Here is a 21647-nt window from a genome sequence, read left to right on the forward strand (position 1 = left end):
CGGGCTACACACTGTGACCGGCGTGTCGCTTTCCTTTCAGGACGCTTTCGCTTTCCGGGGCTTCAGATCGCCTTGAAGTGATGCGTTCCATCGCGCCCCAACTGCGCGACGAGGCCGTACTCCCAATCCAGGTAAGCCTGCATCGCCTCGGCGGGCGCATCGGTGCCTTCGTAGGGGCGGCGATAGCGGTCGGTGCGTGCGCTCGCAAGTCGCGTTTCGCCGCTTTCCTGATCGAGCCCGGCGGCGAACCATGCCGCATTGCCGCCGGCCAGCACCAGCACCTCCGCATCGCGCTGGCCGCGCGCGTCGAGCAAGGCGCGCAGGTCGGCTGCAGCATAGCGGGCGAGCAGGCTGCTGCCGCAGGTCAGCACGTAGCGCGACGAAGGTGGGACAGCGGTGTCGAGTGCCTGCGGCAGCTGCGCGCGGATCGTGTACCAGGCGCCCGGAATGTGGCGCTTCACATAGTTGGCGCTGGTCGTCACGTCGATCACCGCGGTGCCGGGCTGCTTCAGCAGTACAGCCAGCTCAGCCGGCGCGATCTCTTTCACCGCCACGGCAACCGGCGGATAGTCGCTCGCAGGCGTAGTTGTCTCGGTAAGGTCGGCCGGCTCAGGCACCACGTCCAGCACGTAAACCTCCCACCCCATCTGCGCAAGCCACGAAGCACTCATCGAAGCCCGCACGCCATCGTCATCCGCCAGCACGATGCGCGCGCCTCGCACCGGCACCTGGTGATCGGTTTCCTGCACCAGTTGTCCGCCAGGCGCGCTGGCGAAGCCGGGCAGGTGGCCCGCCGCGTATTCCTCGGGCGTGCGCACGTCGAATCGGTAGACGGTGCGCCCGGGTGCTTCCAGCGTCTGCAGGGTGTCCAGCGCAATGCGATGCACGCCCGCCTTGTCGGCCACGCGCCGCGCGTCGGCCTGCGCCTGCGCGCGGTGCGCCTCGGACACGGCGACAGGCGCCTGCCGGTCCGCGCCATGGTCCAGCTCCTGCCCCGCCAGCTTCCAGCCGATGGTTCCATTGCGCAGCGCGGCTACCGGGTTCGGAATGCCCGCATTCACCAGCGACTGCGTGCCGATGATGCTGCGCGTGCGGCCCGCGCAATTCACGATCACCCGCGTCGCCGGATCGGGCGCCAGCTCGCGCACGCGCAGCACCAGCTCCGCGCCCGGCACGCTGGTGGCCGAGGGAATGCTCATCGTCTGGTATTCGTCGAAGCGGCGCGCGTCGAGCACGACCACGTCGGCCTTCGCGTCGATCAGCGCCTTCACTCCGGGCGCGGAGAGCGAGGGCGTGTGCCGCTCGTGCTCGACCAGCTCGCCGAAGGACTTGCTGGGCACGTTCACGTCGCGGAACAGCTCGCCGCCTGCCCGGCGCCAGCCTTCGAGGCCGCCTTCGAGCAGATGCACATTCGTGTAGCCCAGCGCGGCGAAGGTGCGCGCGGCCTGCGGCGCGAGGTCGGTGCCGCCGTGCTCGCCGTACAGCACGATGAGCGTGTCGCGCCGCGGAATGCGCCGCCAGGCTTCGATCTCGATGCGCGACAGCGGCAGGTTCGCGGCCCACAGCGGATGCTCCTGCGCGAACGGGTCTTCCTCGCGCACGTCGAGCAGCGCGGTCTCGTCGCGGGCGATGAGCCGCTCGCGCACTGCGGCGAAGGAAAGAACGGGAAAGCTGGTGGCTGTGGTCGTCGTCATGCGTCTGTCGAGGCTCTGAGTTCTGCGCTGCGGTCCCACAGGTTGGGCAGCAGCGTGTTGGAGTATCCGGAGACGAAGGGCTTGCGGCCGCCCTCCGCCGGGTAAGTATGCCGCCGCACGGCGCCGATGTTCGCGCCGTACACGTGGATGCTGATCGACACCCGGTCGGCATGCGCGTTGTGCACCCGGTGCAGGTCGCCGACGGTGGGCGATACCGCTTCCACCTGGCCCGCATCGAGCCGCACCGCCTCGCCCTGCGGCTGTGCGAGCCCGTCGGCGCCGAGCGCGTAGCCCTGGCTGTACTCCGCGCCGCGCAGCATGCCGATCAGCCCCCACACCGTGTGGTCGTGCACCGGCGTGGCCTGCCCCGGTCCCCACACAAAGCTCACGACCGAGAAGCGCTCGGTGCTGTCGGCGTGCAGCAGGAACTGCCGGTAGTACACGGGGTCGGGCTGCGCGAAGGCCTCGGGCAGCCAGTCGTCGCGCGACACCAGCGTGCGCAGCAGCGCGCCGCCCTCTGAGAGGATGCGGGGCTCGTCGGGTGCGCCGTCGAGCAGCCTGCCGAAGGCGCCGACGAATTCGCGAAGGGGAGTCAGGGAGGTTGTTGTCATGCGGGGCGTTTCCAGACCCCAGTGTCGGTGATCGCGCGCACGTCCACACGCACCGGCAGGATGCCGTCGCGCGCCGAGCGGTCGGCCACCGTCTGCAGCGCGGCGATGTCGGCCTCGCTCACCGGCCGGCCTGCCACCGAGGCCCGCGCGGTGATGATGCGCGACGACTCGATGGGCAGCCGCGTGAGCTGGCTGTAGGCCTGTGCATAGGCTTCGGGATTGGCCAGCGCCCAGTCCCCGCGCGTGCGAGCCGGTCCAGGAACTGCACGATGGCCGCCCGTTTGGCCGGATCGGCCAGAGACGACTCGGTGGCCGTGATGAAGCCCAGCGCGGTGTTGATGCCGCGCCCGTCGCGCAGGATGCGCCCGCCTTGCTGCAGGGCGATGGTGTAGTAGGGATCGAAGATGGCCCAGGCGTCGATCTGCTTCGAGGCGAAGGCCGCCGCCGCATCTGTGGGCAGCACGAACTTCACCGTCACTTCCTCGCGCTTCACGCCGGCTTCCTCGAGCGCGCCGTAGAGCTGGTACTGCGAGATGCTGCCGCGCGCGGAAGACACGATCACCGTCTTGCCGCGCAGGTCCGCCACGCTGCGCAGCGGCGAATCGGGCTGCACCACGATGCCCAGCGAATCGGCCTTGCCGACGCGCGTGGCGACGATCTTCAGCGGCGTCTTGCCCACGGCCGCGGCGAGCACGGGCAGGTCGCCGGCCATGGCGGTGTCGACCGCCGCGCTGCGTTGCGCCTCGAAGAGCGGTGCCGCCCCCTGGAAGTTGGCCCAGCGGTAGGCAAACGGCGCACCGTCGAGTGCGCGCGAGGCCTCGAACAGCGAGCGCAGGCCGCCGGCCTGGTCGCCGAGCACCAGCGAGGTCTGCGGCTGCGCGAAGGCGCGCAGCGAGCCGGCGGCGGCCAGCGACAGCGCGGCGCCTTGCCTCAGCCAACCGCGCCGCGAGCTTTGGGGAAGGAGCGGCAAGGTCATGCTGCGGCTCCCGAAGACAGCAGCGCGCGCTTGCCCGCCGCGACCAGGATCGCGTCGTTCTGCGGCGTGTGGATGCGGCTGCACAGCACGTCGCGGTAGTGCCGCTCCAGCGGGTTCTGCCGCGTTAGGCCGTGGTTGCCGCTCAGCTGCAGCGCGAGTTCGACCACGCGAATGGCATTGCCCGTCACCGTGTACTTGAGCAGGCCGCTGTCGGCCGCCGGCTGCGCATGGCCGCCATCGACCGCCGCGGTTGCGTCGTCGAGCAGCACGCGGTTGGTCCGCAGCAGCGCCTCGATCTCGCCGACATGCTCCTGCACGCGCGGCAGGCTCGCCAGTGGCGCGCCGAGGCTGCCGGGCGCGCGGCGGTTCAGGAAGCCCACCAGCCAGTCGCGCGCGGCATGCGCCACCGCGTCGTAGAGGCTGCCGAGCAGCACAGTCATCCATGCCTGCTGCGTGGCGTGGGCATCGATGTCGGTCTGGCTGCCCGCGTCGGGCGCCCAGTCGGCCGGTGCGCGCAGGTCGACCGCATGGTCGGCGTCGATGGCCACGTTCTCGAACACCACTTCGTGGCTGCCCGAGGCGCGCAGGCCCAGGTGGTCCCAGCTCGCGATCACGCGCACGCCGGGCGCGTTGCGCGGCACCAGGAACACGCCCGTGCGCGGCTGCGCCTCGTCCGTGCGCGCCCACACGGCGAGCCAGCTCAGGCCTTCGATGCCGGTGGTGTAGAGCTTGTGGCCGTCGATCTTCCAGCCGTCGCCGTCGCCCTCGCCATCACGCCGCGCGACCGTGCCCGGCAGGCCGCCTCGTGCCGGCGAGCCCAGCGCCGGCTCCACGCGCAGCGCGTTGATGAGCGCGCCGTTCTCCGCCGCGTCGCGCGCCACGCGTTCGCGCAGGTGCGCGGGCCAGCGGCTGTCGGAGCGCGTCAGCGCATGGTGCTGCAGGTAGGTCATCGTGAGGATCAGCGCCGTGGCCGGCTCGCCGCGCGCCACGGCCGAGATCACGCGGCGCGCCGTCGCCAGCGTGGCGCCGCCACCACCATGTTCGGCGGGCGCGACCAGGCCGACGAGCCCATGCGCCTGCAGGGCGATGAAGTTCTCGCGCGGGAAGGCGCCGCTGCTGTCATGGTCGGCGGCGGTGGCCGCGAACTGGGCCGTGAGGCGCGCCAGGACGGCGGCATCGACGGTGGCTGGAGCTGTGGGGGAGGAATGTTCGGGCGCGTCCGGGGGGCGGCGCAAGGGGAGTGCACTCATGGTTCCCGCACGGTAGCGGGCCGTCTGCCGGGCGAAAACGACGCATCCCGCATATGCAAACTCGTTTTTCTGCGTTCGCTTCCGCGCGATGGCTGGTTACGGTCCGGGTGCATGAAATCAGACTTTCCCCTGGACCGGCGCCACCTGCTGCAGGCCGCCGCGGCGCTGGCCGCCACCGGTTCCGCCGCCTGGACGCAAGCCGCCTCACCCTCCCGAGAAGCGTCGCGCGACCTGTCGGGCGTCACCCTGCGCGTGGGCACCTACAAGGGCCTGTGGAGGCCGCTGCTCGCCGCTTCGGGCCAGGCCGACACGCCCTACAGGATCGACTGGCGCGAACTCAACAACGGCGTGCTGCACATCGAGGCTATCAACGGCGACGCGCTCGACCTGGGATCGGGCAGCGAGATCCCGCCGGTGTTCGCGGCGCGGCAGAAGTCCAGCGTGAAGCTGGTGGCCGTCACGCACGAGGACCTGAACAACCAGGCCACGCTGGCGCGCAAGGACGCGCCGATCCGCAGCATCGCCGACTTCAAGGGCAAGCGCGTGGGCTATGTGCGCGCCACCACCTCCCACTACTACCTGGCCAAGCAGCTGGCCGAGGCGGGCCTGTCGTTCAATGACATCCAGGCCGTGAGCCTCACGCCCTCCGACGGCCTCTCGGCCTTCGCGCGCGGCGATCTCGATGCCTGGGCCATCTACGGCTACAACGGCCAGCTCGCGCGCACCCAGTACGGAGCGCGCGTCATCAAGACAGGCGTGGGGTATCTCTCGGGCAACTTCCCGATCTACGCCAATCCGCGCGCGTTGGACGACCAGTTGCGCCGCGCCGCGCTGGCCGACCTGCTGCAGCGGCTTCAGCGCTCCTTCGCCTGGATCAACGGCAACTTCCTCTCCTACGCCCGCGCCCAGTCGGCCGAGACGCGCGTGCCGGTGGGCGACATCGTCGAGCTCTTCAACCGCCGCAGCGGCGACTACAGCCTGGGCCCCGTCAGCGACGCAGTGGTACGCAGCCACCAGGACGTGGCCGACACCTTCCTGAAGATCGGCGTGCTCGACGGCCCGGCCGACGTGAAGCCCCTGTGGGACCGCAGCTTCGAGAACGTGCTGCGCCTGCCCGTCGCCTGATTTCGCCTTCTTCTTTCTTCTCCCTCTTTTTCCACCCAGCCAAGACAAGGAAAACAACGTGAGCCAATCACCTCAGGACGGCGTCGAGTTCATCGGAATGATCCAGGGCCAGAAGGTCTCGGAGATCCACCCCGCCAAGGGCCCCGCGCTGGACCGCGACTACGTGCGCGCCTTCGCGCAGGCCCACGAGACGGCCGGCTTCGACCGCGTGCTCGTGCCGCACCACTCGACCAGCCCCGACGCCACCCTCACCGTGGCCTATGCCGCCTCCGTCACCGAGCGCATCCATTTCATGCTTGCGCACCGCCCCGGCTTCGTCGCGCCCACGCTGGCCGCGCGGCAGTTCGCCTCGCTCGACCAGTTCAGCGGCGGCCGGCTCGGCGTGCACTACATCTCCGGCGGCTCCGACGAGGAACAGCGCCGCGACGGCGACTGGCTCGACCACGACCAGCGCTATGCCCGCACCGACGAGTACCTCGAAGTGCTGCACAAGGTGTGGACCGCCGAGAAGCCCTTCGACCACCAAGGCGCCCACTACCGCTTCCAGAACGCTTTTTCCGAAGTGAAGCCCCTGCAGACGCGCAACGGCAAGCCGCACGTGCCGGTGTATTTCGGCGGCGCCTCGGAGGCGGCCATTCCGGTGGCCGGCAAGTACGCCGACGTGTACGCACTGTGGGGCGAATCGCTGGACCAGGCGCGCGAGCTCACCACGCGCGTGCGCGCCGAGGCGGCGAAGCACGGGCGCAGCGTGCGCTTCTCGGTGTCGTTCCGGCCGATCCTGGCCGATACCGAAGAGGCCGCGTGGGCACGGGCCGAAAACATCCTGGCCGAGACCAGGCGCCTGCGCGTGGTGCAGGGCTACAACCGCGGCGGCCCGCAGCAAAGCGAAGGCGCCAGGCGCCTGCTGGCCGCTGCCGAGAAGGGCTCGCGGCTCGACAAGCGGCTGTGGACCGCGGTGGCGCAGGAGATCGGCGGCCGCTCCAACAGCACCGCGCTGGTCGGCACGCCCGAGCAGGTGGCCGACGCGCTGCTCGACTACTACGACCTCGGCGTCACGACCTTCCTGATCCGCGGCTTCGACCCGCTGGAAGACTCGCTCGACTACGGCCGCGAGCTGATCCCGCGCACGCGCGAGCTGGTGGCGCAGCGTGCCGCCTCGGTCCGCAAGGCTGCCTGACTTGAATGAATTGCTCCCTCCCCCTCTGGGGGAGGGCAGGGGTGGGGGCAAGCGGCCTCGAACACTGTTACGGCGTTGAAGCCGTCGTGCCCCCATCCCGACCTTCCCCCAGAGGGGGAAGGAGCAAAAAACCGACAACCCAGGAAACCCCATGAGCGCAGTTCTTTCCATCGACCGCAGCGCGGCCCCGCAGCCGCTGAAGCTCAACCCGAACCCGAACCCGAAGCAGAAGTACTGGTTCGACCCGGTTCCGCCGCGCACCACCATCCAGGCCGAGCGCCGCCACCGGCAGGAGCGCCTCGCGGGCGCCTTCCGCCTGTTCGCGCGCTTCGGCTTCGCGCAGGGGCTGGCGGGTCACATCACGGCGCGCGACCCGGAGCTCACCGACCACTTCTGGGTGAACCCGCTGGGCATCCATTTCTCGCGAATCAAGGTGTCCGACCTGCTGCTGGTCAACTCGAAGGGCGAGACCGTCATCGGCGACAGGCCGCTGAACAAGGCGGCCTTCGCGATCCACGCCGCCATCCACGAGCACAACCCGAAGATCATTGCCGCCGCCCACACGCATTCGACCTACGGCAAGGCCTGGTCCACGCTGGGCCGCAAGCTCGACACCATCACGCAGGACAGCTGCGTGTTCCACGACGACGTGGCGCTGTTCGACGACTTCACCGGCATGGTGGTCGACACCAGCGAGGGCGACCGCATCGCGCAGGCGCTGGGCGACAGGAAGGGCGCCATCCTCAAGAACCATGGCATCCTGACTGCGGGCCCCACGGTGGAAGCCGCGGCCTGGTGGTACATCGCGCTGGACAACGCCTGCCACACGCAGCTGCTGGCCGAGGCCGCCGGCAAGCCGCAGCCCATCGACGAGGCCACCGCTCGCCACACGCACGACCAGATCGGCGGGCCCGAGGGCGCCATCCATTCCTTCGACAGCCTCTATGAAGGCCTGGTCGAGGCCGAGCCTGAACTGCTGCTCTGACGCGAACACGATGAACCCGAATCTCTCCCGCCGCGGCGTGCTGCGCGCAGGCGGCGCCGCCGCCGTGGTCGCCTCTGGCGGCCTGATCGCCTCGCAGGCCTTCTCGCAGCAGGCGCGCAAGCTCACCTTCGCCTGGAATGCCTCGGCCTTCTGCCTTTCGCCCGTGGTGGTGGCGCAGGAGCGCGGCTACTTCGAGCGCAACGGCCTGCAGGTCGATCTGATCAACTACACGGGCTCGACCGACCAACTGCTGGAGTCGCTCGCCACCGCCAAGGCCGACGCGGCGGTGGGCATGATCCACCGTTGGCTCAAGCCGCTGGAATCGGGCTTCGACGTGAAGATCGTCGGCAGCTCGCACGGCGGCTGCGTGCGGCTGGTGGGCGCCAAGGGCGCGGGCGTGACCAGTCTCGCGAGCCTGAAGGGCAAGACCATCGGCGTGTCGGACATCGCGAGCCCGGGCAAGAACTTCTTCTCGATCCTGCTCACGAAGAACGGCATCGACGCCGAGAAGGACGTGACCTGGCGCCAGTACCCGGCCGACCTGCTCGACATCGCGGTGAAGAAGGGCGAGATCCAGGCCATTGCCGACGGCGACCCCAACATCTACCTGATCGAGAAGCGCAACCAGGGTGCCTACGTCGAGGTGGCGAGCAATCTCTCGGGCGAATACAAGGACAAGGTCTGCTGCATCGTCGGCGCGCGCGGCGAGCTCGTGCGCAAGGACAAGGCGACGGTCGCATCGCTGGTGCGTTCCATCGCGCAGGCCTCCGATTACGTGGCCGAGAACCCGAACGAGTCGGCAAGGCTCTTCTCGAAGTACTCGCCCAACGTGGCGGTGGAAGACCTGCGCGCGCTGCTGGGCACGCTCACGCACAAGCACCACCCGCTGGGGCGCAACCTGCGCGACGAGGTCGAGTTCTACGCGCGCGACTTCCGCGGCGTGGGCGTGCTCAAGAAGACCACCGACCCGGTGCGCTTCGCCGACCACGTTTCCTTCGATCCCCTGGCATGAACACAAATACGAGCCGCATCCGCATGAGCCACAACAGTTCCCGTCGTCAGTTTCTTGCCCAGGGCACGGCCATTGCAGCTGCTGTCGCACTACCCGGCGTGGCAGCCGCACAGGGCCGTCCGGTGCTGAAAGCCGGCGACCAGAAGGGCGGGCTGCGCGCGCTGCTCGAAGCCGCCGGCGGGCTCGAAGGGCTCAACTACGACATCCAGTGGTCGGAGTTCCCGGCCGCCGCGCCGCTGGCGGAGGCGCTCAATGCCGCCGCCGTCGACTCGGGCCCCATCGGCGATGCGCCGCTGATCTTCGCGCTGGCGGCCGGCACGCGCGTGAAGGCCATCGGCGCGAACCGTTCCGACTCCTACGGCACGGCCGTGCTCGTGCGGCCCGATTCGACGCTGAAGACCGCGGCCGACCTGAAGGGCAAGAGCGTCGCGACCAACCGCGGCTCCATCGGCCACTACGTCACGCTCAAGGCCATCACCTCGGCCGGCCTCAAGCCGGAGGACGTGAACCTGCGCTTCCTGGCGCCGGCCGATGCCAAGCTCGCGCTCACCCAGGGCTCGGTCGATGCCTGGGCGACCTGGGAGCCCTACACCGCGCTGGCCGAGGTCAGCAAGCACGCACGGGTCCTCGTCAGCGGCCGCGGCCTGCTGCCGGGGCTGAGCTACCTCGCGGCCACCGACAGCGCCATCGCTGCAAAGCGGCCGGTGCTGCAGGACTTCCTGCAGCGCGTGGTGAAGGCGCAGCTCTGGTCGTACCGCAACGTCGACGCCTACTCGGCTGCGCTGGCGCGGATCATCGGCATTCCGCCCGAGGCGGCGAAGCTGCAGTTCGAGCGCCGGCAGCAGAAGTGGGTGGCCATCGACGCGCAGGTCATCGCCGACCAGCAGGGCACGGCGGACTTCTACCGGCAGGTGGGGCTCATCAAGCAGCCGCTGGACGTGAAGGGTACCTTCGACACAGGCTTCGGCGTGGCCGGCTGACTGAGACCGCAAGCGCTGCGCGGGACCGTAGCTGAGTCCAAGACTCGCGTAGTTGCGTCCCCGGGGTGCGGGGCTGCGCTGGCTAGAGTCGTTGCATGACTTCCTACGCCATTTCCCCCGCTCCCGTCCATTCCCTGCCCATCCAGGGCGAACAGGCCCGCTTCCCGGTCAACCGCATCTTCTGCGTGGGCCGCAACTATTCCGAGCACGCCCGCGAGATGGGCCACAACCCCGACCGCGAGCCGCCGTTCTTCTTCATGAAGCCGGCCAGCGCCATCGTGGCCGACGGCGGCGAGTTCGCCTATCCGCCGCTGTCGAACGACGTGCATCACGAGATCGAACTGGTGGTCGCGCTCAAGACCGGCGGCGCGAACATCGCCGCGGCCGACGCGCTCGGCCACGTGTACGGCTATGCCGTCGGCCTCGACATGACCCGCCGCGACCTGCAATCCGAAGCCAAGAAGATGGGCCGCCCCTGGGATACCGGCAAGGCCTTCGACGGCTCGGCACCCTGCGGCGAACTGGTGCCAGTGGCCAGGGCCGGCCATCCGGCCAAGGGCGAGATCCGCCTCGATGTGAACGGCGCCCAGCGCCAGGTGGGCGACCTTGCCGACATGATCTGGAACGTGCCCGACACCATCGCCTACCTCTCGACCCTGTTCACGCTGCAGCCCGGCGACCTGATCTTCACGGGTACGCCGGCCGGCGTGGCGGCCGTGCAGCGCGGCGACCGCATGCGCGGCACCGTGGCGGGCGTCGGCGCGCTGGAAGTCGCGGTCGTCTGAGCCTGAAGACCGCGCGCGCATCGGATCTGCAGGGCGTGGCCGGTTCGCCGGCCCGCAAGTTGGCGTACCCTCGCAGGCGAAAGACGAAGACGCCTGCCCCGATGCGCTCCTCCCCACCCACGTCAGTCCGAACCTACGGCATGCACGAGCGTGCCGACCACCTCGACTTCGACATCCGCTTCCAGGGTGCGCGCAACGAGCTCACGCTGCCGCACCGGCATGCGTACTTCCAGATCCAGGTCGGCATCGAGGGCAGCTCGCAGCAGTCCATCGGCGGCGAGGTGCGGCCCTTCGGGCCGCGGCACCTGAGCTTCGTGCTGCCGTACCGGGTGCACGTGATCCCGCATCCGCCCGACGCGCTGTACTGCATCGTCAACTTCGACCAGCGCTTCCTGTGGCCTGAGCTCGACGTCGACGCGCTCGACCTGGAAGACGTGCCGCTGGCCCGCCACCCCGACCTTGCGCCCTTCCTGTTCCAGGAGTACGTCGACTTCGCCTTCGACGAGGCCGACTTCGCGCGCATCCGCAGCTGGCTCGACGAGCTGCATGCGCTGAACACGAGCCGCAGCTTCGGCGCCAAGACGGCGATGCGCGGCATCCTGCAGCAGATCATCGGGCTGGCCTGCATGCGGCAGGAGAACGCGCTGATGCGCCTTTCGCTGCAGCACGACGGCAAGACATCGCAGCGCGACGCATTGCAGCGCGTGGTGCGCTACGTGCGCGACAACCTCGACAAGCCGCTGTCGCTGACCGACGCGGCGGCGGCAGCATTCCTCTCGCCCAACTACCTCGCCAATCTGCTGCGCAAGGAAACCGACCGCACCTTCACCGACCTGGTGACCGAGCGGCGCATCGAGCGCGCGAAGGAGCTGTTGTCGTCCACCTCGCTGCTGGTGCGGGAGATCGCGCACCAGTGCGGTTTTGCCGACGAGGCGTATTTCAACCGGCGCTTCCGCCAGGTGGTGGGAAGCACGCCGCGCAACTTCCGGCGCGAGCACGCGGTGGGAACGCGAGGGTAATTTCCCTTGCAGTCCTCGACTCCCGGCCGGTTGCCGAACGCTCCGGTCAGACCTGGGTCACGCCGTCGATGGGACTTATGTCGCCCACGAGCTGCAGGAGGTCCACCATCGTGAAAGTCCCCGGTGTGCGCGAAGGAAGAGTTGGCGTCCAGTCCGGGCCTTTTTTCCAAAGGTAGGACTCGTGATCGCCGTGGACCAACCCGATGAAGACTTCCGCCACGATGCGCGCGCCCACGGGCCCCAACCGCTCGCCACCTTCCCTGACCGACGCTTCCTTGAGGATGTAGTACCACAAGGGCGTCTGCTCGTGCAGTCCCTGCGCCTTGGCCACCGCGCCGTCCGGTCCGGACGAGATTTCGGCGCTCGTCAGGGGGGTGGGCACTTCCATCGCCTGCGCCACGGATTGGCCTGAGGGCAGTCCCAGCATCACGCCCCGCTTCAGGTTGAGAAACGGAAGGCTGGCACCGCCAGGCAGCGTGTGCAGCGCCTTGACGACGAAAGGATCGATGCGCCGCGCATGGTTGAGCCCGACCCCGGCGGGGTTGTTGCCGAAGTCATAGAAGCGCCGCCAGTCGATGATCCAGTTGCTGGCGAGCTTGCTGATCGGCGTCGGATCGGTGAGCGGATCGGGCGCGAGGTCACCCACGATGCCGCCCGAGAGGCCGGAGAACGCGAACAGAAGTCCCAGCGAGGCGGGGGCGAGCCCGCCGGGTGTGAAGACCCTGTTATGGCTGTAGACCTCCCGAACCATGCTGTGTCCGAGCCGGTAGGCTGCGCCGGAGAACTCCACGGGCATGTAGGGCGTCTTCTTGAACCGGTAGAACCGGCGACCCTCTTCGAGAACGCGAGCCACGATGCCGTCTTCGGTGAGCCGTTCCACGAAGTCGTGCAGGACGAGCCATTGGTAGTGCCAGGTCACCTCACGCCGGGCTTCGAAGAAAAGCTCGGCGGGCGTGGGCGCCGTTGGCGAGGCCATCAGCAGGTCTACTACCTTGTTGTGGAACTTCATGAAGGCCAGATGAGTTTGTGCGACCAGCAGGTTCTCGTCGTTGCGGTGGTCGCCGATCAGGGCCTGGCCCTCCGGGCTTCTCGGGAGGTCGTTGGGGAACACGCCGGGTATGTCGGCCGCGTCCTGCTGGAAGCCCAGAGTGGTCTTGCCGATCAGCAGCTTCGCGCTCGGTGCGTTGTTGGGGCCGCGAGCATAGAGGTGCGGGCTGCCGTCCGGACCGCGTCCATAGATCGAGTCCAGGTCCAGCGCCGGTGTCCTGAAGTTCTGGACTCCGGTCGGATCCTCCAGCTTGTCGCCGATGGAGGTCAGATCCAGCGTGATGTCGTGGTCGACGAACTGGCCAAGATAGGTGAATCCCGCCGGCACTCGCGCGTTGTCCGCGCTGCTGCCCTGATCGACGTCGAGCATCGCAGCGGCGAGCGCCTTCAACTTGTCGTCGGAAACCGAGAGTGGTGCCAGCTGAGGAAACATCCTGCCGAACATGCCCGGATCGCCATGTCCCGCGAGCGCGTCCAGCGATCCTTTGGTTGGGGGGCGGCCGGCCCGACCGTGCTTTGGATTGACACCGACTTCTTGAGACATGATGGCTTCCTTGCTTCGTGTGTGGGGCTTCGAGCAACATGATCGGAGCGGACTTGCATCCTACGGAGCGGCCCGAGGATTCATATACGCTGCTCGCGGTCGGCCGCATGCGCTAGGGAGACTTCACGACGAAGAACTCACTGGGAAACCGGGTTCTTTCCGGGGCCATCCAGCGTTTCGGCCGCCCGCGCCAGCAGCGACAGCCGCTTCACCAGCGGATCGAATAACTCCTCAGGCGTATTGCCATAGCCCAATACCAGCCCGTTGTCCGATGGCATCGGCCGCATCGCGAAGCCGGACAGCGGCGTGGGCGCGATGCGATGGCGCAGCGCCTCGGCGGCGATCTTCCGATCGTCGAAGCGTTCGGGCAGGCGAACCGTGAGGTGCATGCCGCAGTGGCCGCCGTCGATCTCGTGCGGCACCTTGAAATGCTTTTCGAGCGCGAGCCGCAGCGCCTGCTGTCGGTCGCGGTAAAGCCTGCGCATGCGGCCCAGGTGCCGGCTGAACTGGCCACTCTCGATGAAGTCGGCCATGGCGAGCTGCTCGTAGCGGTGACCGCCGCGCAGCATCTCTTCCAGTGGCGTCTGCACGGCGGACACGAGCCGCTCGGGCAGCACGAGAAAACCCAACCGCAGCGACGGGAACATCGTCTTGCTGAAGGAGCCGATGTAGAGCACGGGCGCGTCGTCCACCAGCCCCTTCATCGCGACGATGGGCTCGCCCGTGTGGCGGTACTCGCTGTCGTAGTCGTCCTCGACGATCCATGCGCCATGCCGCCGGGCCTGCGCGATCAGCTCCAGCCGGCGCGCGATGCTCAGCACCGAGCCCACCGGGTACTGGTGCGATGGCGTGGTGTAGACCAGCCGCGGCGGGTGCTTGCGCCAGTCGCGCTCGCTCACGCAGAGGCCTTCGGCATCGACGCGCATGGGCACGATGCGCATGTCGCCCGCATGCATAGCGGCCTTCGCGCCGCGGTAGCCCGGGTCTTCGACCCAGCCGGTATCGCCGGGGTTTGTCAGCAGCCGCACGCACAGCGAGATGGCCTCCTGCGCGCCTTCGGCGATGACGACCTGCCGTGGCTCGCAGCGCACGCCGCGCGTCACCGACAGATGCCGCGCGATGGCCGAGCGCAGCGCCGGCTCGCCCAGCGGATCGCCATAGCTCAGTGCCAGGGAGCCGCCGCTGCGGATCGCGCGGTCGAGCGAGCGCCGCCATGCGGCCAGCGGAAAGTGCGACAGCGCGGGCACGCCGGGGCGCAGCGCGGCGCCCGTGTCGGCGCGTGAAAAGCTCGGCGCGATCTTCGCGAGCCGCTGCGCGGTGGCCGGCGTGCCGGGCTGCTTGCCCGCACGCTCACGCTTCGATGGCGCCAGCGACGAAAGCTCGGTCACGCGGGTGCCCTGCCGGTCGGGCCGCACATAACCTTCGGCCGCCAGATGTTCGTAGGTCGCGGTGACCGTGTTGCGCGAGATGCCGAGCGCCTCGGCCAGCGCGCGCGAGCCGGGCAGGCGGCTGCCGGGTGCGAGGCTGCCGTCGAGAACGGCTCTCTTGAGCCGGTCGTGGAGCTGGCGCTGCATCGGGCCGGCTTCGGGCTCCCGGGAGAGCGGCGAGTCGAGCAGGGCGGAAGAGAGGGAAGGGCGTGGAGGGTGATCGGAGCGTGGCACCATGAAATTGCTCTTTCATGGCACTTTTCGCGGCGCCACGTTGGCGGTACTTTAGCGGTCTTCGGCTTCGCCGTTCACTCTCTCTGCAATGAAAGCGCCTTCATCCATGTCAGCCCGCCAGAACGAGTTCGGCCAGTCCATCGGCCCTGATCTGCCCGAATGGACGCCGCGCGCCCAGCCGCCGCGTCGCACCGTCGAGGGCCGCTTCTGTTCGCTCGAACCGATCGATGCCGGGAAGCACGCCGGCGACCTGCACGCTGCCTACGCACAGGCTCCCGATGGGCGCGACTGGACCTACCTCGGCGTGGGGCGGCCTGCCGATCTCGATGGCACTCGGGCATACATCGAGCGCATTTCCAGGAGCACCGACCCGCTGCACTTCGCCGTCATCGACCGGCAAAGCGGCCGCGCCGTGGGCTCGCTGGCGCTGATGCGCATCGACCCGGCCAACGGGGCCATCGAAGTGGGCACCGTCAACTTCTCGCCGCTGCTGAAGAACACCCCGATGTCCACCGAGGCGCAGTTCCTGCTGATGAAGCTCGCCTTCGACGTACTCGGCTATCGCCGCTACGAATGGAAGTGCGACAACTTCAACGAGCCCTCCAAGCGCGCGGCGCTGCGGCTGGGCTTTAAGTACGAGGGGCTGTTCCGCCAGGCGGTGATCTACAAGGGCCGCGGCCGTGACACGGCGTGGTTTTCGATCATCGACAGCGAGTGGCCGGCGCTGCGCACCGCCTTCGAGCGCTGGCTGGCGCCCGGCAATTTCGACGAGCAGGGGCGTCAGCGCATGTCGCTCGACAAGTTCAGGCTGCCATCCGCCTGATGCCCTGAGCCGGGCAGGCTACTTGCCCGGCTTCTGCGCCTGCTCGCACTCGACCTGGATCAGCTCGCGCTCGTCCAGCGTCGCGCCGATGCGCACCGCGCTCAGGCAGCCGCCCCACACGCAGCCGGTGTCGGTGGAAAGCAGGTCTGGCCGCGAGAGCCAGCCCAGCGTCGACCAATGGCCGAAGGCGACGGTGGCATTGGCCGTCCTGCGCCCGGGCACGTCGAACCACGGCATGTAGCCTTCGGGCGCGGTGGCGGCGCTGTCCTTGGCCTCGAACTCCATCACGCCGCTTGCAGTGCAGAAGCGCAGCCGCGTCAGCGCGTTGACGATGGCGCGCAGCCGGGCATGGCCCGTGAGCGTGTCCTGCCACTGCGCCGGCTCGTTGCCGTACATCGACATCAGGAATTCGCCCAGCGCCGGCCCGCGCAGCACCGATTCGACTTCGGAGGCCAGCACCAGCGTCTGGCCCACCGTCCATTGCGGCAGCACGCCCGCGTGCACCATCAGCAGATCGCCGGCGCCTTTGCCGTCGCCTATGCGCATGTGCAGCGCCATGTGCTGCCGGCGCAGCCATTCGAGCAGCGCCTCGGCGTCCGGCGCGGCAAGAAGCTCGCCCAGCGTGTCCTTGCGGCCGGCCTTGCGCGCGCCATGCGCCACGCCCAGCAAGTGCAGGTCGTGGTTGCCCAGGAGGCTCAGCGCCGAGGCGCCGTAGCCCTGCACACGGCGCAGCACGGCCAGCGAATCGGGGCCCCGGTTCACCAGGTCGCCCAGCAGCACGAGGGTGTCGCGGCTGGGGGAGAAATCGATCTTTTGCAGCAGCCGCTGGAAGGGGGCGTCGCAGCCCTGCAGGTCGCCAATCAAGTAAAGTGCCATTCCCCCATTCTCTCCCTCAGTTCATGGACGTCCTCCTCCTGGCTTTGCTGACCACGCTGAACGCGTTGTTCGCAATGTCCGAAATGGCCCTTTCCACCAGCCGGCGCGCACGCCTCGCCGCATTGGCCGAAACGGGGGACGCCGGCGCGGTGGCCGCGCTGAAGCTGATGGAATCGCCCACGCAGTTCCTCTCGACGGTGCAGATCGGCATCACCTCCATCGGCATGCTCAGCGGCATCGTGGGCGAGGCGGCCTTCGCCGAGCCTCTGGGCTTGTGGATGGAAAGCCTGGGCATGGGCCGCGGCACGGCCAGCATCGTGTCGACCGCGGCGGTCGTCACCTGCATCACCTTCTTCACCATCATCTTCGGCGAGCTGGTGCCCAAGCGCATCGGCCAGCTCTACCCCGAGCCGGTGGCGCGCTGGGTGTCGCGCCCCATGCGCGGGCTGGCCAAGGGCGCCAAGCCCTTCGTGTGGCTGCTGGCTGGCGCCACCGCCACCACGTTGAAGGTTCTGCGCATCGACGCCAACGCAGCCCGCTCGGTGACCGAGGAAGAAATCTCCGCCAGCCTGGAAGAGGGTGTGGACGCAGGCGTCATCGAGCAGCACGAGCACCAGATGGTGCGCAACGTGTTCCACCTCGACGACAGGCGCCTGTCGTCGCTGATGATCCCGCGCGCCGACATCGAATGGCTCGACGCCTCCTTCACCGTGCAGCAGGCGCTGCAGAAGGTGGCCGACGCGGGCGCGCTCAATCTGGTGCATTCCTGGTACCCGGTGTGCCGCAATTCGCTGGATGACGTGGTCGGTGTGATCAGCGTGGCGCACCTGCTGCGACTGGGCCCCGCGCACCCCGGCGTGCTCGGCCAGGAGGCCACGCCCGCGGTCTTCGTGCCCGAGACCCTCACCGGCATGGAACTGCTGGAGCAGTTCCGCGCCCGCGCCGGCCGCCTCGTGTTCGTGGTCGACGAATACGGCGTGGTGCAGGGCCTCATGACCCCGCGCGACCTGCTCGAAGCCATCACCGGGGAACTGCAGCCCGGCATGCAGACCGACGCCTGGGCGCACCAGCGGCCCGACGGCATCTGGGAGCTCGACGGGCTCATGCCCGTGTCGGAGCTGCGCGCGCGCCTGGGCATCCGCGAGCTGCCCGACGAGGAACGCGGCCGCTACAACACCGTGGCCGGGCTGCTGATGGCCGTGTCGGGCCACCTGCCCGAGGTTGGCGAGCAGATCGACTGCGCCGGCTGGTGCTTCGAGATCGTCGCGCTCGAAGGCCGCCGCATCGACCGCGTGCTGGCGTCGCCCGATCCGGCCGCGCCTCCCAAGGAAGAGTAGGGCGCGGGCCATGCTGTCGCTGCAGGCTCTCAGCTGCCCCCAATGCTCCGCGCCATTGCCGCGCGCCGCCCGTTGGCGCACGGTGAACTGCAGCTACTGCGGCGCCACCGTGGTGCGCGGCCGGGAGATCGTCGAGCGCGAGAGCTTCCGTGCCGCATGGCGCCGGGCCAATGCCGATGTGCCCGGCGGGCGCATTCTTGCGTGGCGCGGTGCGCGCTACCGCGTGCTCGCGCCGCTGGCCACCGGCGAGCACAGCGAGGTTCTGCTGGCCGAGCGCCTTGGCGCGATGCCCGCTCGTGTCACTTTCAAGCTTGCGCGCGGCACTTCGGCAGACAGCGTGCTGCAGCGCGAATTCACCGTGCTTCAGGCCCTGCAGGATCTTTCCGTGCCCGGCGCGGCCTACTTCACCCGCCGTCTGCCGCAGCCGCTGGGTACCGGCGTGGCCGAAGGGATGGCGAGCGCAATGAGCGACGGCTCCCGGCAAGCGCTGGTGCTGCGCCACCCGACCGGCTTCTGGGGCAGCCTGCAGGACGTGCAGCAGGCCAACGCTCAGGGCATCGACCCGCGCCATGCCGTCTGGATCTGGCGCCGCATGCTGGAAGTGCTGGCCTTCGTGCATGGTGCCGGCTGGACGCACCGTGACCTGTCGCCCGCGCATGCGCTCGTGCATCCACGCGACCATGGCGTACTGCTCGTCGGCTGGTCTCGCGCGCAGCAGGCCGACGGGGCGACTCACGATGCGGCTGCGGCTCGCGACCTGATGCAGGCCGCCTGGGCCGTGCGCGCCGTGCTGCATGGCGGCGCGGCCGGCGAGCCTGGCCTGGGGGCCAATACGCCGGCACCGCTCGCTGCCGTTCTGCGTGAATTCAGCGAGGACGCCGCTGCATGCCGGCGCCTCGGCGCGCAAGGGATCGAACAGGCGCTTTCGGCGGCGTCGCGCGAAGCCTTCGGCGCGCCCAGGTTCGTTCATTTCGACCCGGCACCGCGCGGCGGTGCCTGAGCCGCAACAACAGTCAAGTCACCAAGAGGAGAGAACTCGATGGGCTACGGAAACTACTCGCACGCCGCACACACGGCGCTCATCGCCGACCGCGCCGCGAGGCCCGGCGCGGAAGTCTTCACGCAGCGCTCCACCCATCCGCTGATGAACCCGCAGGGGCTCAAGGTGCGGGAGTCGCGCGACAACGCCGATCATCCGAACTCGCTGGGTATCGCCTTCGCGCTCGACGTGACCGGCTCCATGGGCGACATCCCGCAGACGCTCGCGCGCCGCGAGCTGCCCACCTTCATGAAGCTGCTGACCGATTGCGGCGTGCCGGACCCGCAGCTGCTGTTCATGGCCATCGGCGATGCGAACTCCGACCATGCGCCGCTGCAGGTCGGCCAGTTCGAATCGACCGCCAACCTCATGGACCAGTGGCTCACCTGGAGCTACCTCGAAGGCGGTGGCGGCGGCACCGGCGAGGAAAGCTACGAACTTGCCTTCTACGTGATGGCGCAGCACACCGACATGGACTGCTGGGTCAAGCGCAAGAAGCGCGGCTACCTGTTCGTGACCGGCGACGAGCTGCCGTACCCGGCCGTCTCGCGCCACCAGATCGAAGGTCTCATCGGCGAGAAGCTCGACGAGGACATCCCCATCGAGGAAGTCATCGCCGCCGCGGCCGAGACCACGCACCTGTTCTTCCTGATTCCCGACGCGCAGCGCCGCCGCCGCTGCGAAGGCCGTTGGCGCGAGCTGCTGGGCGACCATGTCATCTGCATGGATTCGCCCGACGACGCCTGCGCCGTGGCCGCCGGCATCGTCGCTCTCACCGAGAAGGCCGTGCCCAGCCTCGAGGCGCTGGCCGGCGTGATGAGCGCCACCGGCATGGAAAAGGAACGCGTAGGCGGCGTGCTGCACGCGCTCGACGCCTACGCCGCGCTGCTCGACCCGAACGCGCCGCGCCACGCGCCGCCCGGCGTGGCGGCAGCGGCCGCCGGCCCACGCTCGTCGTGGTGGAAGCGGCTCTTCGGCTGACGGCCGTGTGACAGCCGACGCCGCCACGCACTACGTCTCGCTGCTGGGCCTCGGCTTCGGGGACTGCGGCAAGGGGCTCTTCACCGACCACCTCAGCGGCGCGCCGGGCGCCCACACCGTGGTGCGCTTCAACGGCGGCGCGCAGGCCGGGCACAACGTCGTGCTGGCCGATGGGCGGCATCACACCTTTTCGCAGTTCGGTGCCGGCAGCTTTCATGCGGGCGTGGGCACCGTGCTCGCGAGCCCGGTGGTCGTGCATCCCACGGCGCTGCGCGTCGAAGAAGCCGCACTGCGCCAGGTCGGCGTGAAAGACGCCTTCGGGCGGTTGCTCGTCGACGCACGCTGCCGCGTGACCACGCCGTTCCACCAGGCTGCCGGCCGCCTGCGCGAATGGGCGCGGGGCGAGGGCGCGCACGGCAGCTGCGGCGTCGGCGTGGGCGAGACCGTGCGGCAGGCGTTGGCTTCGCCCGATGAAGCGCTGCTCTACGGCGATCTGCGCGATCCCGCCCGCACGATCGAGAAGATCGAGGCACTGCGCAGCGCACTGCTGCGCGAGTTTGAAGCCAGCCCGGCGCTGCACCACGCCGATGCCGCACAGGAAATCGCCATGCTGCGCGACGACACGCTCGCCCAGCGCTGGCTCGACGCGGCCGCGCCATGCGTGACGCAGTCGCCGCCCGCCAGCATCGACCGCATCGCCGAGCGCCTCGCGCGCCCCGGAGCCGTGATCTTCGAAGGCGCCCAGGGCGTGCTGCTCGATGAATGGCACGGCTTCCATCCGCACACCACCTGGAGCACCATCTCGACCGCCGCCGTCGAAGCCGTGCTGCACGATGCCGGCATCGACGCCCCCGTGCAGCACCTCGGCGTGCTGCGCAGCTACCTCACACGTCACGGACCCGGCCCGCTGCCCACGCACGACCGCATGCTCGACGCGCGGCTGGCCGAGCCGCACAACGCCGATGAAGGCTGGCAGGGCGTGTTTCGAAGAGGGCATCCCGATGCGGTGCTGCTGCGCTATGCGCTCGATGTGGTCGGCGCGCTCGACGGGCTGGTGGTAAGCCATCTGGATGCCGTCGAAGGAGTGGGGTTGCGCTGGTGCGCTGGCTATCGCACGGCCGATGCGGGCCGCCTTGCGTCACTGCCGCTGGGCAGCATGCACGACCTCGATCATCAACACGAGCTGACCAGGCTGCTGCGAGGCGCCGAGCCCATCTACGAGCCGCACCTCATCGCCACGCCGCACGCGTGGGTGGAACACGCAGAGGCGCTGAGCGGGTTGCCCGTGCGCTTCGGCTCTTTCGGGCCGACGCGTGAGAGCGTGCGAGGGCGCAAGCATCTGCCCTGATCGAGTACACAAGTGGGGCGGCCGGCGGCGGCGTGCGACCTGTCGATCGGGGCAAAAACGGGTTCTGTTGCAAGGAGCGCCTTTCCAAGCTCTTGGGACGCCGGCCGACCTCCTTACCCGAGCTGCCGGAATGTGACTTTGCGCAGCAATTTCTTACAATGCGTTGCGTTCCGTCTCGCCGGTGCAACCCGAATCGCGCCTTCGTACATTCACCGCCTCCGCTCATGCCTTCGTCCAGACTTGCCTGCCGCTTCGTTCGCAATGCCCGCCTGGCCGCAGGCCTGATCGCCGCTCTGGCGTTGGCCGCGTGTGGCGGTGGCGGGGGTGGCACCGGCAACGCGGCATTCTTCGTTCCCCCGCGCAGCAGCCCGCTGCGC

General features: G+C 69.1%; 18 protein-coding genes and 1 pseudogene. 12 read left to right on the forward strand and 7 right to left on the reverse strand.

All coding sequences use genetic code 11. The annotated features are described in order from the left end of the window. Positions 1–62 precede the first annotated feature (62 nt). The 4 genes and pseudogenes from AC1VNX_RS10570 to AC1VNX_RS10585 form a co-directional block, all read right to left on the reverse strand. Positions 63–1694, reverse strand: coding sequence for a rhodanese-related sulfurtransferase (locus tag AC1VNX_RS10570; protein ID WP_483156657.1), 1632 nt, complete (start codon positions 1692–1694; stop codon positions 63–65). Continuing rightward, the gene (locus AC1VNX_RS10575; protein WP_483156658.1) at positions 1691–2305 is read right to left on the reverse strand and encodes a cysteine dioxygenase family protein; all 615 of its coding nucleotides are present in this window, start codon (positions 2303–2305) and stop codon (positions 1691–1693) included. The genes AC1VNX_RS10570 and AC1VNX_RS10575 overlap by 4 nt, the downstream gene beginning before the upstream one ends. Then, positions 2302–3281 (reverse strand): annotated as a pseudogene (locus AC1VNX_RS10580) (ABC transporter substrate-binding protein). Before AC1VNX_RS10580 ends, AC1VNX_RS10575 begins: the two are co-directional and overlap by 4 nt. After that, positions 3278–4531, reverse strand: a complete 1254-nt coding sequence (locus tag AC1VNX_RS10585) for an acyl-CoA dehydrogenase family protein (RefSeq protein ID WP_483156659.1) — start codon at positions 4529–4531, stop codon at positions 3278–3280. Before AC1VNX_RS10585 ends, AC1VNX_RS10580 begins: the two are co-directional and overlap by 4 nt. A 111-nt stretch (positions 4532–4642) precedes the next feature. On the opposite strand from AC1VNX_RS10585, the gene AC1VNX_RS10590 reads away from it, so the two are divergent. The 7 genes from AC1VNX_RS10590 (at position 4643) to AC1VNX_RS10620 (ending at position 11614) form a co-directional block, all read left to right on the forward strand. After that, complete coding sequence (locus AC1VNX_RS10590) at positions 4643–5656, forward strand: ABC transporter substrate-binding protein (RefSeq protein WP_483156660.1); 1014 nt, start codon at positions 4643–4645, stop codon at positions 5654–5656. A gap of 97 nt (positions 5657–5753) precedes the next feature. Further along, positions 5754–6833 carry an LLM class flavin-dependent oxidoreductase gene (locus tag AC1VNX_RS10595; RefSeq protein WP_483161926.1) on the forward strand — a complete coding sequence of 360 codons (1080 nt, stop codon included), beginning with the start codon at positions 5754–5756 and terminating at the stop codon, positions 6831–6833. A 151-nt stretch (positions 6834–6984) separates the two neighbouring features. Next, positions 6985–7818: a class II aldolase/adducin family protein gene (locus tag AC1VNX_RS10600; protein WP_483156661.1), complete on the forward strand. Its 834-nt coding sequence runs from the start codon at positions 6985–6987 to the stop codon at positions 7816–7818. Between the two features lie 10 nt (positions 7819–7828). After that, positions 7829–8830: an ABC transporter substrate-binding protein gene (locus tag AC1VNX_RS10605; RefSeq protein WP_483156662.1), complete on the forward strand. Its 1002-nt coding sequence runs from the start codon at positions 7829–7831 to the stop codon at positions 8828–8830. Beyond that, positions 8827–9810 carry an ABC transporter substrate-binding protein gene (locus tag AC1VNX_RS10610; RefSeq protein WP_483156663.1) on the forward strand — a complete coding sequence of 328 codons (984 nt, stop codon included), beginning with the start codon at positions 8827–8829 and terminating at the stop codon, positions 9808–9810. The genes AC1VNX_RS10605 and AC1VNX_RS10610 overlap by 4 nt, the downstream gene beginning before the upstream one ends. Positions 9811–9905: 95 nt before the next feature. Beyond that, on the forward strand, positions 9906–10595 hold the full coding sequence (locus AC1VNX_RS10615; RefSeq protein ID WP_483156664.1) for a fumarylacetoacetate hydrolase family protein: 690 nt from the start codon (positions 9906–9908) through the stop codon (positions 10593–10595). Positions 10596–10735: 140 nt separating this feature from the next. Beyond that, complete coding sequence (locus AC1VNX_RS10620; protein WP_483156665.1) at positions 10736–11614, forward strand: helix-turn-helix transcriptional regulator; 879 nt, start codon at positions 10736–10738, stop codon at positions 11612–11614. A gap of 46 nt (positions 11615–11660) precedes the next feature. On the opposite strand, the gene AC1VNX_RS10625 is transcribed toward AC1VNX_RS10620, so the two are convergent. Both AC1VNX_RS10625 and pdxR read right to left on the reverse strand, forming a co-directional pair. After that, a complete protein-coding gene (locus tag AC1VNX_RS10625; RefSeq protein WP_483156666.1) occupies positions 11661–13205 on the reverse strand; it encodes a peroxidase family protein in 1545 nt (514 codons plus the stop codon). A gap of 137 nt (positions 13206–13342) precedes the next feature. Continuing rightward, a complete protein-coding gene (gene pdxR / locus AC1VNX_RS10630) occupies positions 13343–14869 on the reverse strand; it encodes a MocR-like pyridoxine biosynthesis transcription factor PdxR (protein ID WP_483156667.1) in 1527 nt (508 codons plus the stop codon). 103 nt (positions 14870–14972) lie between these two features. Here pdxR and AC1VNX_RS10635 point away from each other — a divergent pair, with 103 nt between their 5' ends. Then, positions 14973–15689: a GNAT family N-acetyltransferase gene (locus tag AC1VNX_RS10635; RefSeq protein ID WP_483156668.1), complete on the forward strand. Its 717-nt coding sequence runs from the start codon at positions 14973–14975 to the stop codon at positions 15687–15689. Positions 15690–15707: 18 nt separating this feature from the next. Here the strand turns inward: AC1VNX_RS10635 and AC1VNX_RS10640 are convergent, their stop codons facing one another. Next, positions 15708–16565: a symmetrical bis(5'-nucleosyl)-tetraphosphatase gene (locus tag AC1VNX_RS10640; RefSeq protein ID WP_483156669.1), complete on the reverse strand. Its 858-nt coding sequence runs from the start codon at positions 16563–16565 to the stop codon at positions 15708–15710. A gap of 23 nt (positions 16566–16588) precedes the next feature. Here AC1VNX_RS10640 and AC1VNX_RS10645 point away from each other — a divergent pair, with 23 nt between their 5' ends. From AC1VNX_RS10645 to AC1VNX_RS10660, 4 genes are read left to right on the forward strand one after another with little or no spacing between them, the layout of a single operon-like run. Further along, positions 16589–17902, forward strand: coding sequence for a hemolysin family protein (locus AC1VNX_RS10645; protein ID WP_483156670.1), 1314 nt, complete (start codon positions 16589–16591; stop codon positions 17900–17902). Between the two features lie 10 nt (positions 17903–17912). Next, positions 17913–18902: a lipopolysaccharide kinase InaA family protein gene (locus tag AC1VNX_RS10650; RefSeq protein WP_483156671.1), complete on the forward strand. Its 990-nt coding sequence runs from the start codon at positions 17913–17915 to the stop codon at positions 18900–18902. Between the two features lie 39 nt (positions 18903–18941). Further along, positions 18942–19922 (forward strand): VWA domain-containing protein, encoded by a 981-nt coding sequence (locus tag AC1VNX_RS10655; protein ID WP_483156672.1) that lies wholly within the window; start codon positions 18942–18944, stop codon positions 19920–19922. A 7-nt stretch (positions 19923–19929) separates the two neighbouring features. Beyond that, positions 19930–21270 (forward strand): adenylosuccinate synthetase, encoded by a 1341-nt coding sequence (locus tag AC1VNX_RS10660; RefSeq protein ID WP_483156673.1) that lies wholly within the window; start codon positions 19930–19932, stop codon positions 21268–21270. Positions 21271–21647: the final 377 nt, after the last annotated feature.

Source organism: Variovorax sp. TLI9-5A (assembly GCF_056867935.1).